The sequence below is a fragment of the uncultured Cardiobacterium sp. genome (assembly GCF_938028825.1).
In the GTDB taxonomy this organism is placed as follows: Bacteria; Pseudomonadota; Gammaproteobacteria; order Cardiobacteriales; family Cardiobacteriaceae; genus Cardiobacterium.
Map to the genome: position 1 here is coordinate 1 of NZ_CALIZP010000015.1, position 14601 is coordinate 14601.

General features: G+C 60.2%; 14 protein-coding genes. 6 read left to right on the top strand and 8 right to left on the bottom strand.

All coding sequences use genetic code 11. The features are described from left to right. The 7 genes from Q0562_RS01670 to Q0562_RS01700 form a co-directional block, all read right to left on the bottom strand. Nucleotides 1-279 (bottom strand): IS630 transposase-related protein (locus tag Q0562_RS01670; RefSeq protein WP_298640276.1); only part of this gene is annotated, 279 nt, incomplete at its 3' end. 78 nt (nt 280-357) lie between these two features. Further along, on the bottom strand, nt 358-843 hold the full coding sequence (locus tag Q0562_RS01675; RefSeq protein ID WP_298640279.1) for a hypothetical protein: 486 nt from the start codon (nt 841-843) through the stop codon (nt 358-360). A gap of 65 nt (nt 844-908) precedes the next feature. Then, entirely contained in the window at nt 909-2492 is a 1584-nt protein-coding gene (locus tag Q0562_RS01680; RefSeq protein ID WP_298640281.1) for a hypothetical protein, read from the bottom strand. Between the two features lie 43 nt (nt 2493-2535). Next, nucleotides 2536-4338, bottom strand: coding sequence for a hypothetical protein (locus tag Q0562_RS01685; protein ID WP_298640284.1), 1803 nt, complete (start codon nt 4336-4338; stop codon nt 2536-2538). A gap of 69 nt (nt 4339-4407) precedes the next feature. Next, nucleotides 4408-5253 (bottom strand): PTS mannose transporter subunit IID, encoded by an 846-nt coding sequence (gene manZ, locus Q0562_RS01690; protein ID WP_298640286.1) that lies wholly within the window; start codon nt 5251-5253, stop codon nt 4408-4410. 11 nt (nt 5254-5264) lie between these two features. Then, nucleotides 5265-6065 carry a PTS mannose/fructose/sorbose transporter subunit IIC gene (locus Q0562_RS01695; RefSeq protein ID WP_298640289.1) on the bottom strand — a complete coding sequence of 267 codons (801 nt, stop codon included), beginning with the start codon at nt 6063-6065 and terminating at the stop codon, nt 5265-5267. A 10-nt stretch (nt 6066-6075) separates the two neighbouring features. Then, on the bottom strand, nt 6076-7041 hold the full coding sequence (locus Q0562_RS01700) for a mannose/fructose/sorbose PTS transporter subunit IIA (RefSeq protein ID WP_298640292.1): 966 nt from the start codon (nt 7039-7041) through the stop codon (nt 6076-6078). 197 nt (nt 7042-7238) lie between these two features. On the opposite strand from Q0562_RS01700, the gene Q0562_RS01705 reads away from it, so the two are divergent. The 6 genes from Q0562_RS01705 (at nt 7239) to Q0562_RS01730 (ending at nt 12817) form a co-directional block, all read left to right on the top strand. Further along, nucleotides 7239-7940: a 5'-methylthioadenosine/adenosylhomocysteine nucleosidase gene (locus tag Q0562_RS01705; protein WP_298640295.1), complete on the top strand. Its 702-nt coding sequence runs from the start codon at nt 7239-7241 to the stop codon at nt 7938-7940. Nucleotides 7941-8069: 129 nt separating this feature from the next. Continuing rightward, entirely contained in the window at nt 8070-8426 is a 357-nt protein-coding gene (locus Q0562_RS01710; protein WP_298640299.1) for a hypothetical protein, read from the top strand. A 191-nt stretch (nt 8427-8617) separates the two neighbouring features. Continuing rightward, entirely contained in the window at nt 8618-8902 is a 285-nt protein-coding gene (locus Q0562_RS01715; RefSeq protein ID WP_298640302.1) for a co-chaperone GroES, read from the top strand. A gap of 46 nt (nt 8903-8948) precedes the next feature. Further along, complete coding sequence (gene groL, locus Q0562_RS01720; protein ID WP_298640304.1) at nt 8949-10592, top strand: chaperonin GroEL; 1644 nt, start codon at nt 8949-8951, stop codon at nt 10590-10592. 82 nt (nt 10593-10674) lie between these two features. Then, complete coding sequence (locus Q0562_RS01725; RefSeq protein ID WP_298640306.1) at nt 10675-11268, top strand: integron-associated HEPN domain-containing protein; 594 nt, start codon at nt 10675-10677, stop codon at nt 11266-11268. A 400-nt stretch (nt 11269-11668) separates the two neighbouring features. Continuing rightward, nucleotides 11669-12817 (top strand): hypothetical protein, encoded by a 1149-nt coding sequence (locus Q0562_RS01730; protein ID WP_298640308.1) that lies wholly within the window; start codon nt 11669-11671, stop codon nt 12815-12817. A 376-nt stretch (nt 12818-13193) separates the two neighbouring features. On the opposite strand, the gene der is transcribed toward Q0562_RS01730, so the two are convergent. Beyond that, nucleotides 13194-14561 (bottom strand): ribosome biogenesis GTPase Der, encoded by a 1368-nt coding sequence (der, locus tag Q0562_RS01735; RefSeq protein WP_298640310.1) that lies wholly within the window; start codon nt 14559-14561, stop codon nt 13194-13196. Between the last annotated feature and the right edge of the window lie 40 nt (nt 14562-14601).

Sequence of the window (14601 nt, forward strand, 5' to 3'; positions counted from 1 at the left end):
ACGCCGCATGGCTTTATGGACGGCAGTAGGTGTGCAATTGAAACGTTTGGCACGTTCATGCAAATAATCGGTCGGGTGAGTTTCGACATCTGCCAATAGTGCTTCTTTACTGATTTTTCTGGGTCGCCGTATTTGCGGTACTTTGGGCCTATCAGGTGCTGTTTTCCATTTTTGGATAGTTGTGAAATGAATGCCAAATAGTTTGGCAGCTCGCCGGACAGATAAGCCCCGAGTTAATGATTGCAGGACTTTTTGGCGAAAGTCAGCAGAATAAGCCATATTCATCTATCTATACAAAAATTAATAAGGATTTTATCTATATTAAATCTCATTGCATCTTCACGCTACTTTATTTGCTTAGATGTATGAAATGTTAGGTGTATTAGCTATAAGCAGCACATTGAGCCCCGTGGCGATGTAGAAGAGGGTTTCTTTTGCACCCAGTAAAGCGGCGAGGAAGCCGAGGATGAAGTTGATGCTGATCGGGAAGAGCAGGGTAAGGAGGAGGATGCCGCCGAAGTAGCGGAGCACACCGCCCACGGTCATGTGGCTGAACGGCGTGATGGGCACGGATTCGTCACCCATGCCGGCGCGGATACGCTTGGCGTTATCCAGCAGTTTGGCGTCGAGGAAGAAGAAATAGACGGCGAGGTGCAGCAGCACTGCCAGAAAGAGGGCGCCAACGCCTTTATTGGTCATCATGACGACATACAGCTTTTTCGCCAGCATGATGTGCGTCTGTCCGGCGATGATGCCGATTATCAGGGTGTAGATGAGGCTGCCGGGCTTGCAGGAGTAGCGCAGGCTGCGTTGCAGGGCTTCTATCGGGGTGAGGTCATTCATGGAGCGGTTTCCTTAGGGTTGATGAGCGGATGGGGTGGTGCGGGATGAGGTGGCAAGGAGCGGCCTCATGGTGTGTTTTCCGGCGGAGGGGCGTTTTTCAGTTCGGCGAGAAGGCGGGCGATTTGCGGGGCGCGGTGATGCTGCGGGTAGTGTGCGTAGAGTTCTTCCAGCAGCGGCAGGGCCTTTGCGGCTTCGCCGCTGTGGGCGTGGGCGAGAGCCGCCAGGTATTGGTTGTCCACCAGGTGCGGGTGCGCGGGGTATTTTTCGGCGAAGTCGCGGGTGAGGTTGGCCACGGTGCGGTATTGCCGTCGGCGGGCGGCGATTTGCGCCAGCGGGTGGATGCTGCCGGCAAGGAGTTCGCCGGGGTCGATTTGTTCGAGTTCGGGCTGGATGAGGTCGTAGCACGCTTCGTCGCCGCGTGCCGCCGCCTGGGCGATGCGGCGCAGCAGGTCGCCGTCGGGTTGCAGGGCGTAGTGGCGCTGGTAGGCGGGGAAGTAGGTGACGGGGTCGTGGTCGGCATCGGTGTAGGGTTTGAGCAGGGCGATACCGGTTTTGATGTCGCCCTGTTTGAGGTGCTCGTCCACCCGGGCGAGGTCGCGGATGAAGGTTTCTTGCAGGTCGGCAGCGGTATCGGCGGTTGCGGCGACGGGTTCGGTCGCGCCGTCTGCGTCGGCGGCGTCGGCGGTGGTCTCTTCCGGCTCGTCGGCGGTTTCTGCGGTTTCTACGGGTTCGGTTGGTGCGGCGGGCGACGTGACGGCAGGCGTCGGGGCGGTGCCGGCCGCCGGCACGGCAGCGGCGGTGTCGTTGTCGTCTTCTGTTTCGTCGTCTTCGTCGTCGCGCGGGTAGTTCCAGGCGGCGAGGCTGTAAGCGGCGGTGATGAGCCAGGCAATGAGGGCACCCATCAGGCCGGCGTAGAGGTAGTAGTCGAGCGGCAGGCGGCGGTAGTCGTATTTTTCTTGCAGGCTGAGCTGTTCGATGGCGACCATGATGTAGCCCAGGAGGTATTGTTGCCAGAGGTATTGGGCGGCGTGGTGGAAGCCTGCGATGAGGAGGGCGATGAGCGCCAGCAGGATGAGGTAGCGGATGAAGCCGATGTCGGCCACGGCTTTGTACAGGGCGGCGGTGTCCACCATGGCTTCGGTGTCGCCGTCAATATAGGCGAGGGTGATGGCCGGGGCGAGGAGGAAGGCGATGAGGGCGCAGCCGTGTTCGACGTGGCGGGTGATATTGTCATCCACGTCGAGATTGGCGCAGATAAAGGGGGCGGCGCAGAGGAGTACGGCCCAGAGGGCGAGGCCGGTGAGGTACTGGATGAGGCGGTTAAGTTCGGTGTCGCGCAGCAGGGCGAAGCTGCCGCGCCGGTGGCCGTTATAGAGGCGAGTGGCGTTGTCGAGATTTTTGGCGAGCAGGAGGAACAGGGCAGCAAGGAGGAGGGAGAAAGTAGTGACGGATGGGAGGATTTCCGGCAGGGGGTAGATGGGCAGCGGGGTGGCGGACTGGAAGTAAATGCTGGTGGTGAGGTCGCCGAGGTGGAGGGTGACGGCCAGGGTGATGAGGAGGGCGGCGAGGAGGATGTAGAGGAGGTTGCTTGGGCGAAAGGGGTGGATGAGGCCGCGCAGGGTGTTGCCGATGAGGGAGCCGTTGTTCATGGTGTCTTTGCTTTGGGCTTGGGGTGGGGGCGGTATTGCCGGGTTACGGTGTTTGTCCGTCTTGCAGGGCTGCGGCGGCGTGACGGAAGCGGTCACCATGCGGGTGTTCGGGATAGCGCGCGAGCAGTTGTTGCAGGATGGGCAGGGCTTTGTCCGCCCGCCCGCTGTGGGCGAGGGCGAGGGCGGCGAGGTAGTAGTTGTCGGCGAGGTGCGGGTGTTCGGGGTGGTTTTTCGCGAAGTTGCGGGTGAGAGCGAGGACGGTGCGGTACTGTTGCCGGGTGGCTGCCGTTTGCGCGAGCGGCCGGATGATGGCGGCAGGCAGTTCGGCGGGGTTGATGCGGTCGAGTTCGGGCCGGATGAGGTCGTAGCAATGGGCGTTGCCGCGCGCGGCGGCCATCATCAGGCGGTGCAGCAAGTCGTCCTGCGGTTGCAGGGCATAGCGGCGCTGGTAGGCGGGATAGTAAACGGCCGGATCGTGCGCGTCGTCGGTGTAGGGCCGGAGCAGGGCGAGGCCGTCGTCAATCCGCCCGTGTTTGAAGTGTTCGTCGGCCTGTGCCAGCGCACGGGCGAAGGCCTGCTGTTCTTCGAGGTTCATGCGGGTGAGGTCGGCCTCTTTGAGCAGTTCGATTTCGGGCGGGACAATGTGCGGTTCGTTTTTGTCGCCATCCGGGGCGGGGACGGCGGCCGTTTGCCGCCGGCGCAGGAGCGGCGGCGGTTCGTCGGGATGGGGGAGCTGCGGTTCCTGTTTGTCGGCGGCGGGCGCGTTTTCTGCGGCAGTGGTATGGCGGGCGTTGCCGCGCAGGAGCGGCGGCGGTTCGTCGGGACGGGGGAGTTGCGGTTCCTGCTTGCCGCCTGTCTGCGCGGGCGGCGCGGTTTTGTGGGCGGCGATGGCACGGCGCAGGCGGGAGGGTTCTGCGCCCGGAGCGGGGGCTGCCGGCAGCGGGTTGCCGCCGGTGGGCGCTGCGGCGGCGGGGCACATGTCGGCGACGGCGAGGCGGGCGCGTTCGCGCAGGTTCATGGCCGGTTCGCTGTCGTCTTCGTCGTCTTCGCGCGGGAAGAACCAGGCGGCGGCGCTATATATGTAGGTCAAGAGCCAGCAGCCAAGAACGGCGATAATGACGGCGTGCCAATAGTGGATGAGCGGGATTTTTGTGTAGTCGTAGCGGTTGGCGGCGATGCCGCCCATGATGGCGGGCAGTTGTCCGGCGAGGTGTTGCCGGAAGAGGTGATGCACGGCGCAGCCGACGCCCGCCACGGCACCGCCGATGAGGAGGAGCAGGATGAGGTAGCGGATAAGGCCGATGTCGCCGATGGCGGCAAGGTTGCGGCGGATGCCGAGCATCGCACCGGCGCTGCGGTCTTCCAGGCAGACGAGGGTGGCGGCGGGCAAAAGCAGGCAGGCGATGATGGCACAGGTGCCGTCAACGTAGCGGGTGATGTTGGTGCCGATGCCGAGGTTGTGGCAGGCAAAGGGCGCGGCACCGAGGATGAGGCCGAGCAGGAGCAGGCCGATGAGGTAGAGGAGCAGGCCGCCGGCACCGGTTTCGCCAAGCGGCAGGAAGCTCGCGTTTTTGTGCCCGGCGCAGATGCGGGCGGCGTTGTCGAAGTTTTTGGCAAGCAGCAGCAGGCAGGCGGCGGCCAGGACGCCCCACACGCGCGGCGTGGGCAAAATCCGGGTGAAAGTACCGGTTTCTTCCTGCGCCAGGAGGTGGGCGGTGAGGTCGCCGAGGTAGAGGGTTCCCGCAACGACGAGGAGGACGGCGGCAAGCAGGATGAAGAACAGGTTGCCCGGGCGCAGGGTGTAGATAAGGCCGCGCAGGGTGTTGCCGATGAGGGTGCCGTTCATGGGTATTCCTTTACTGTTGCGAGAGAGAATGCGGCACCGGCGCGCAGGGCGCGCCGGTGTGGTTTGGGGTTAAAGGCCGAGGATGCCGGCGTAGCGGCCGAGGATGCCGAGGACGAACATCGCGAGGATGATGAGGATGGCGCTGACTTTACGCTTCAACAGGTACATGCAGAGGAAGGTGAGGAGCAGCGGCACGAGGTTGGGCAGGAGGCTGTCCAGTACCGATTGCACGGTAACGATGACTTCCTTTCCTGTCTGGTCTTTGTACTTCGCGATAACGTAGGGAATCTTGAGGCTCGCCCAGCGCGCCACCAGGCCGCCCATGACGAAGAGGCCGAGGATGGAGGCGCCGGTGGTCAGTTTCTGCAACTGGCCGCCTTCCATGTCGCTGACGATGGCCGTGCCTTTTTCATAGCCGTATTTCATGCTGTACCAGCGGGTGAGGACACGGATGACGTTGATGCCGATGAAGAAGAGCAGCGGACCCACGATGCTGCCGGTCGCAGCCAGTACAGCGCCGAGGGCGGCGAGGATGATGCGCGCGGTGCCCCAGTAAATCGGGTCGCCGACGCCGGCCAGCGGCCCCATCAGGCCGACTTTCACCCCGCTGATGGCGCCGTCGCCAATCGGGGCGCCGTTGGCGCGCTGTTCTTCCATTGCCGCCGTTACGCCCATGATAGCGGAGCCGATCCACGGCTGGGTGTTGAAGAATTCGAGGTGGCGTTTCAGCGCGGCGGCGCGCTCTTCCTTCGTGCTGTACAGCCGCTTGATGGCGGGCATCATGGTGACGCAGAAACCCATCGATTGCATCCGCTCGAAGTTGAACGAACCGAGGAGGAAGGTCGAGCGGGCGTACATGCGGTAGAGGTCGCCCTTGGTCAGTTTTTTGGTTTGCGTGGTTTGGTTGTCGCTCATGGGGGTTCTCCTTATAGTCCTTCGAGTTCGTCATCGGCCAGCGGGGCTTGGCGCGCGACAGGACCGCTTGCAGCAGCGGATTTGTTGAAGCGCGGGCTGAGCTGGATGTAGAGGATGGCCAGCACGGTGCCGATGATGCCGAGGGCGATGAGGTTGTAGCTGGAGAAGACGGCGATGACGAAGCCGAGGAAGAAGAAGGGCAGCAGCGCGCGCACGCTCATCATGTTGATCACCATCGCGTAACCGACGACGACGATGACGCCACCAGCAATGCGCAGCCCTTCGGTGACTTCGACCGGAATCTGCGCGAGGATGGCCTGCACGTTCTCGACGCTGGCAGTGGCGGCGACGAGTCCCGCCGGGATGGCGACGCGCAGTCCCTGCAAGAGGAGCGCGGTGAAGTGGCAGAATTCGATGCCCCGGAAGTTGGCGTCTTTGGCGAAATTGTCCGCCATGTGCTGGAAGAATACGGCGATGGTGCGCACAAAGATGGTCAGCATCTGCCCGGCAACGGCGACCGGAACGGCGACGGTGATACTTTCCGTGACCGGCAGGCCGCCCTTGATGACGAGGATGGCGGAAACGACGCTGGCGAGTGCCGCATCCGGCGCCATCGCCGCGCCGACGTTCATCCAGCCGAGGGCGACGAGTTCGAGCGCGCCGCCGACCATGACGCCGGTGCGCAAATCACCGAGGACGAGGCCGACGAGGGTGCAGGCGACGAGCGGGCGGTGCATTTGCCGTTCGTCAAGCACCGAACCCATGCCGCAGATAAGTCCCACCAAGGAGACGAGGATAATGTCCAGGCTCATGTTTGTTCTCCTAGAAATGAATGTTGGCCAGTTTCGGCATGACGTCTTCTTCGGCGTTGGTCGGCAGCTGTTGCAGCGTCATCTTCACGCCCATGTCGTGCAGTTTCTTGAAGGCGGCGAGATCATCGGCATCGATGGCGACCGCCTGGCTGATAAGTTTGCAGCCTTCGCGGTGCGTCATGCCGCCGACGTTGACCTTCTTGATGTCCACGCCGCCCTCAATCAGGCGGACGACATCGCCAGGGCGCGACACCAGCCACAGCACCTTGCGATCGGCATACATCGGGTTGTGCCAGACCTTGATTGCCTTATCGACCGGAATCACATACGCCTGCAAATGCGCGGGCGCGACCTGCAACAGCAGCTTGGCGCGCAGCGGGTCTTTCGCCACATCATCATCGATGGCGAAAATCGCGTCGCACTTCACCACCTTCGCCCAGCTCGACGCCACCTGGCCGTGAATCAGGCGGTTGTCGATACGCAGCAGGGGGATTTGCATATGCCCGGATGTCGGGCGGCCGGCGCGGCGATCTGCCGCAGGTGCGACTTCGGCGACAGGTGCAGCGGGGGCGACAGCGGCAAGTGGGGTGCGGAAAGCCTTGGTGCCCTCGCGCGAGGCGTTATACGCATTCTCGACCAGCTGCGGCACTGTGCTCTTTTCATCGCGGCTGTCCAGCAGTTCCAGCAGCATCGGCAGGTTGACGCCGGACAATACATCCATGCCGTCATGCACCGCCGCGAGGCGCACCGCCGCGTTGTACGGGCTGCCGCCGAACAAATCAACCAGCAGCAGCACCGCCTCCGGCGAGCTCTCGGCGGCGACGATCCCCTCATACTTGCGCAGCAAGTCATCCGGCCCCTCGCCGGGCATGAACGTTACCGCATGCACACGCTCCGCCTCGCCATAAACCATCGCGGCAGATTTGACGAGCTCCTCGGCAAACCGCCCGTGGCAGGCAACAATTAAAGGAATCATTGTGTTACAACTCTCTCTAAACAGATTTACGGAATACAAAAAAACGGGGACGATGCCCCGCCGCATACCGGCAGACATCCGGCTGTCGCACAGCGCGGAAATCATATAAAAACTTTAATAAACTATCAATGAAACCGCATGGTAGCGGCATCCGTCGTACAATGCCCACGGAAAACCACACGGAGACCACAAAAAACATGCACAACGCCCCCATCGCCATCATCGGCGCCATGCAGCAGGAAATCGCCCTGCTGCAAAGCCGCCTCAGCGACACAAAAACCGACACCGTCGCCCATATCGGCATCACGCGCGGCAAACTCGCCGGCAAACCCGTGCTGCTCGCGCAAAGCGGCATCGGCAAGGTGAACGCCGCCATCACCACCACTCTGCTCATCAACCAATACAACGCCGCCTACATCATCAACACCGGCAGCGCCGGCGGCCTGCAAGGCGGCATGAAGCAGGGCGACGTCGTCATCGGCACCCAGACCGCGCACCACGACGCCGACGCCACCGCCTTCGGTTACGTCATCGGGCAAATCCCGCAACTGCCGCCGCGTTTCGACAGCGACGCCACCCTCGTCGAACACGCCGCCCACGCCGCCACCGCCTTCGACGGCGCCACCGTGCATCACGGCCTCATCGTCAGCGGCGACCAGTTCATCAACAGCGCCGACAAAATCGCGAGCATCCGCACCCATTTCCCCGACGCGCTGGCCGTGGAAATGGAAGCCGCCGCCATCGCCCAGACCGCCTACCAGTTCAGCCGCCCCTGCGTCATCGTTCGCGCCCTCTCCGATCTTGCCGACGGCGAAGCCGAATACAGCTTCGAGCAATTCCTGCAAACCGCCTCGGTGCACTCCGCCGAAATGGTGGAAAACCTCGTGCGGCGGATATAAGCGCCCCGACCCGTGCTGCGGCGAAACTGCACAACCATGCCGCTTGACTGCCCGCTGCGCCTTCCCTACCATGCGCGCCGCCGCCGTCAGGCGGCATTTTTCACAAAAAAAACACAAGGAAATTCATAAATGACCGATACCTGCTCCCAGCCGCACCACGCCGACCACCCGCACCGGCACGGCGCGGGCTGCGGCCACACCGCCATCAGGCATGACGGCCACATCGACTATCTGCACGACGGCCATCTGCACCATCCGCACCACGACCATGTGGATGAACACCGCATCGCCGTCAGCGCCACCAACCCCGATGCCTGCACCCCCGACCACCGCTGCGGCGGCCACGCAGCGGGACACGTCCACGGCCCCGGCTGCGGTCACGAGGCCGTGCCGCACGGCGATCACATTGACTATCTCGTGGACGGCCACCTGCATCACCCGCACGACGGCCACTGCGACAACCACGGCCCCGTCGAACTCGCCTGAGCGGTCATGCGGCAACGGCAAAGACGGCAAACGCCGTCTTTTTTCATGCACAGCACCTGCAAAAGCAAAGACTTAAAAAAAAATCCTCCCGCATCCTTGAAAGCGCAACCCGCCAACCCTATCTAGGGCGTTGTGTAATCAACACCCCCGCTTCCCGGCGGGCTTTCCATTTTTAACATTAGGAGAAAAACATGAACCTTCGACCCTTGCATGACCGCGTCATCGTCAAACGTCAGGAAAAAGAAACCACCACCGCAGGTGGCATCGTCCTCGCCAGCAGCGCCGCTGAAAAACCCTCAGAAGGCGTTGTCATCGCCGCAGGCCCCGGCAAAGTCGTGGACGGCACCCTCCGCCCGCTCGATGTCAAAGCCGGCGACCGCGTCCTCTTCGGCAAATACACCGGTTCCGAGGTGAAAGTCGATGGTGAAGACTACATCATCATGCGCGAAGAAGAAATTTTCGCCATCATCCAGTAATCATCCAGCTATCAGATTTCAATAACATTTCAGGAGTACAAACACTATGTCAGCCAAAGAAGTCCGCTTCGGCGAAGTTGCCCGCAAAGAAATGCTCAAAGGCGTGAACATCCTCGCCAACGCCGTGAAAGTCACCCTCGGCCCGAAAGGCCGCAACGTCATCCTCGACAAGGCCTACGGCGCGCCCGCCATCACCAAAGACGGCGTTTCCGTCGCGAAAGAAATCGAGCTGGAAGACAAATTCCAGAACATGGGCGCGCAAATGGTGAAAGAAGTCGCCTCCAAGACCAATGATGTCGCCGGCGACGGCACCACCACCGCCACCGTGCTCGCCCAGGCGATTGTCAGCGAAGGCCTGAAAGCCGTTGCCGCCGGCATGAACCCGATGGATGTCAAACGCGGTATCGACAAAGCCGTTGCCGGCGCCGTTAAAGCGCTGCACGACATGTCCAAACCGTGCGAAACCCACGAACAAATCGCCCAAGTCGGCACCATCTCTGCCAACTCCGATAACACCGTTGGCGAAAAAATCGCCGAAGCGATGGAAAAAGTGGGTAAAGAAGGCGTCATCACCGTCGAAGAAGGCCAGGGGCTCGAAGACTCGCTCGAAGTCGTCGAAGGTATGCAGTTCGATCGCGGCTACCTCTCGCCCTACTTCATCAACAACGCACAGAACCAAAGCGTTGAACTGGATGCACCCTACATCCTCCTGCACGACAAAAAAATCAGCAACATCCGCGACCTGCTGCCGATCCTCGAAGGCGTCGCCAAAGCCGGCAAACCGCTCCTCATCGTCGCCGAAGACGTCGAAGGCGAAGCGCTCGCTACCCTCGTCATCAACAGCATGCGCGGCATCGTCAAAGTCGCCGCTGTCAAAGCGCCGGGCTTCGGTGACCGCCGCAAAGCCATGCTCGAAGACATCGCCATCCTCACCAATGGCCAGGTCATCTCCGAAGAACTCGGCATGACCCTGGAAAGCTCCGACATGACCGTGCTCGGCACCGCCAAACGCGTTGTCGTCGCCAAAGAAAACACCACCATCATCGGCGGTAATGGCGATGCACAAAAAATCGAAGCCCGCGTTACCAGCATCCGTGCGCAAATCGAAGAATCCACCTCCGATTACGACCGCGAAAAACTGCAAGAACGCGTGGCCAAACTGGCCGGCGGTGTTGCCGTTATCAAAGTCGGCGCGGCAACCGAAGTCGAAATGAAAGAGAAAAAAGACCGTGTGGAAGATGCGCTGCACGCCACCCGTGCTGCCGTGGAAGAAGGCATCGTGCCGGGCGGCGGTGTTGCCCTCATCCGTGCCGTCAGCGCCATTGAAAGCCTGAAAGGCGATAACGACGATCAGCAAGTCGGTATCGACCTCGTCCGCCGTGCGATGGAATACCCGCTGCGTACCATCGTCGCCAACGCCGGAGGCGAAGCCGCCGTCGTCGTTGACCGCGTCAAGAACGGCAAAGGCAACGACGGCTACGACGCCGCCAGCGACAAATACGTCGATATGCTCGCCGCCGGTATCATCGACCCAACCAAAGTCACCCGTTTTGCCCTGCAAAACGCCGCTTCTATCGCAGGGCTGATGATCACCACCGAAGCGATGGTGGCCGAGATTCCGAAGAAAGAAGAAGCCGCCGCGCCGGGCATGGACGGCATGGGCGGCATGGGCGGCATGGGCATGATGTAAGCTTAAACCACATCATCTAATTTGGATAATCTAACTGCGGTCATACTTTAAGGTATGGCCGCTTTTTTAATAAGGAAAAATTATGACCCAAAATATATCTGAGGAAGACCAAAAGAAAATATGTGCGATGTTTTTTTATCTGCAAGATATTAGTCTTGAACTACAAGCTTGTTCAAACATATTGCATCAAATTAAAGAAAAACTAGAAGATAGCGAAGAAAACGTACTCGCCCTAGCTACTTTATCAAGGGTAATTTTTAACTACACCGTTATAAATGTCTTTAAAGCTGGAGAACTTATATATAACAATCAAGGATTTATTAAAGATTACTTCCCTAAATCTCTTGAAAAATTAAATAAATTTAAAAGTGAATTTTGGACTAATGATTTAAAAAACTATAGAAATAAGTATGTTGCGCATCACTCGGATAAGAAAAAGAAAGAGAGAGAGGATACATCTCCCTTCCTTTCTAGGGGTGAACTTTTAAAACTAATGTGCCGTATTCTAAAAATAGATAACGAAAGCAAAATGATAGAAGGACTTGTAAGATATATGTCTAAATTATATAACAAAAGCAATTTTCTTGAGGGCGATAAGGACACATTATGTTATACAATCAACAATCTATCATCAGAAATAAAAGGAGATCTAAAAATAGAATTAGAAAGAAACTAAACTCATCGTCCATGACATAAACTCGGATTTCCACGGGAATCCGGCTTTTTCATAAACAATCCCCTAAAAACATGAAAAAAATCCTTACCCTCGCCGTCATCCTCGGCATTACCGCCGCCGGTGCCCCTATCTCGCCGGTCAGCTCACCGAACAACGCCTGTACGACAAAGTTGATGGTTCGCTTGGCGAACAGGCTGCCAAACACCTGGGACTCAAACTTGGTCTGGAAAACTACCAGCGAGGCTACGCATCATCGACTGCTACCCTCACTATCAGCACAGGTGACACTATCCGCCGTTACCCGCTCGACATCCGCCACGCGCCGCTGACCCTCACCGGCTTCGACATCACCCGCATCACCATCAAGCACCCCGCAGAGGCGCAATTACCCGACGGAGATTTGCGCGTCAACCTGCTGCGTAACCTCACCTACACCCAACACATTCCCGCCGAAGAAAAAAACGGCAATACCTTCAAGGGGGCGGACATCACCATCCAAGGCCCGGAGAAAGGCTTCCCGCTCAACAACACCCTCACCCTCGATATGCACGGCGTCCAGCAGGACAAAAGCACCTTCGAACCGGCGCAAATCACCTTCAACTACACCGACAGCGGCCTGACCCTGAACAGCCCGGTCATCAACTACCGCGATGACGACATCCAGGCCATCCTGCGCAACCCGCAAGTCAGCCTGCCCTTCATCACCGTGGATGGCAAACAGCTGCCCGCTCGCGTCGAATACCGTCTTGGCGAAAGCAGCTTCAAAACCGGCGACGGCGATATCGACCTGAGCCTGCGCGACAACAGCCTCCTCCTCGGCATTGAAGAAGAAAACAGCACCTACAACCTCATCGCCCGTCTCGATAGCCAGTTCACCATCGCTGGCGAAGCCGCAAGCCAAATCAAAATGCTGCTGCCCGTCGTCCCCGACCAGTTTCACTTCGACTACACCCTGAAAAACCTCAGCCCGCAAAGCGTACAAGCCGCTGCCGACCTCTTCCAGCAAGCAAAACCGCTACGTGGCGACAACAGCGCCGCCGCACTCGCGACGGACAGCATTAGCCAGCTCACGCAAAACCTGCCGTCCAACACCCTGGATGCCATGATCGATAGCAAAGAACGCAGCGAAGTGCTGGTCGACCAACTACAACGCGACCTGCTTGCGCGCGACCTCGGCCTGCACCTCGCCTTCGCCCTGAATGGCGCAGGCAAAGGCATCGGCGTTGACATCACCCTCGCCGAACACATCAAGAGCGAAGCCGACCTCGAAACCTTCAAAAACGGCAGCAACCCGCCGCTCGCACAATACCTGCACGGCAGCCGCCTGCATGCCCACATTGACCGCGCCGTACTCGGCGGCCTGCTCGGTCAGTTCCTCAGCGCGGACGAACTGGCAAGAATGCACTTCGTCGCCGCCGATGACCGCTACACCCTCGATTTTGCCATCAACGCCGACGGCTACCAGCTCAACGGCAAGCCCCTGAGCGACAGCGAACTCGAAGCGCTCATGCTTGACCTGTTCCGCTCGGCTATGAATGCCGGGTACTGAGCCACTACCACCATGCACCCCCGGCATCCCCGCATTGCGGGGGATTGGCGGGGGATTTTTGTGCCGGACGGGGTGTTTTTTCTGCCGCTGCACGCGCCTGTTTGGCAACAGGGAGGCATCCGTCGCAGGCGGTGCATAGCAGGCTGCGGTCATGCGTGATTGAGCATGGCACCGTCCCGGCCTCGCAGCGCCGGGTGAGGGCGTCGCGTATGGCGAGATGGCGAGATGGCGAGATTAAGATAGTCGGTGGGCTTAACGGCGGTAAGGTGCCGATATGCGAGTATCCGCCGACGGATGGGCGATATGGTCGTCTCAAATAGAACGGATACGGTGTTGGCAAACCTGACCGGGTTTCCGGGCAGGTTAACTTGTCCCGTTAGCGTTCGGCGTAAGGATTCGCCTTGTCGCGGTAGCTGATGCGGACCGGGGTGCCGTGCAGTTTGAACTGTTTGCGGAAGTATTTGCTGAGGTAGGTGGTGTAGCTGTCGGGGACGTTCGTGGTGCGCGTGCCGTGGATGATGATGTGCGGCGGGTTGCGCCCGCCCTGGTGCGCGTATTGCAGTTTGATGGAGCGGCCCTGCACCAGCGGCGGCTGGTGGCGGTGGTAAGCGGCTTGCAGGGCCTCGGTGAGTTTGTTGGTGGAGAGTTCGACCATCGCCGCGCGATAGACTTTTTTCACGGCAGGCAGCAGGTTGCGGATGTTGCTGCCGTGCAGTGCCGAGATGTAGAAGACTTCGGCGTAGTCCACGAAGTGCAGTTTGCGCGTGAATTGTTGGCGGATGGTTTCGCGCTGTTCGGCGTCGAGGTGGTCCCATTTGTTGATGGCGATGATGAGCGCGCGGCCGCGCCGGGTGATTTCGCCCAACAGGTGCGCGTCCTGCTCGCTTACGCCTTCGTGTGCGTCCAGCATGAGGATGACGACGTTGGCGCGCTCGATGGCGTCCAGGGTTTTGACGATGGAGAATTTTTCGATTTTGTCGTTGACCCGCGCTTTGCGGCGGACACCGGCGGTGTCGATGAGGGTGAAGCGGTCGCCTGCTGCATCCTGGTAGGGGATGGCGATGGCGTCGCGGGTGGTGCCGGCGACGGGGCTGGCGACGAGGCGCTCTTCACCGATGAGGCGGTTGAGCAGGGTGGATTTGCCGGTGTTGGGGCGGCCGATGACGGCGAGGGCGATGTCGTCGTCGGTGTCTTCCCCGCTTTCTTCGGGTTCGCCGAACTGGTCGGCGTTGGGCAGTTCGTGCAGGCGGGCGATGATGCGTTCGGCAAGGCGGGTGATGCCGCGCCGGTGTTCAGCGGCGATGGCGAGGGTGTCGCCGATGCCGAGGGTGTGGAAGTCGGCGAGGATGAGGTCGGGGTCGGCGAAGTCGGTTTTGTTGACGGCAAGGATGACGGGCTTGTGGCTGCGCCGCAGTTCTTGCGCGATTTGTTCGTCCACGGCGGTGAGGCCGTCGCGCCCGTCCACAAGGAAGACGACGATGTCGGCCTCGGCTATGGCGGCGCGTGCCTGCTGATCCACGCGGTAGTCGATTTGGGCTTCTTCTTCGCGCAGGAGGCCGCCGGTGTCGATGATGCGGCAGGGCATATCAAGGAGGCGCGCTTCGCCGTAGTTGCGGTCGCGGGTGAGGCCGGGGGTATCGGCAACGATGCTGTCGCGGCTGCGGGTCAGGGCGTTGAAGAGGGTGGATTTGCCGACGTTGGGGCGGCCGACCAGTGCCACCAGCGGTTTGCGCAGGATGTTCATGGATGTTTGTGTGGTGGTGTTGGAGGAAGGAGGCCGCGTC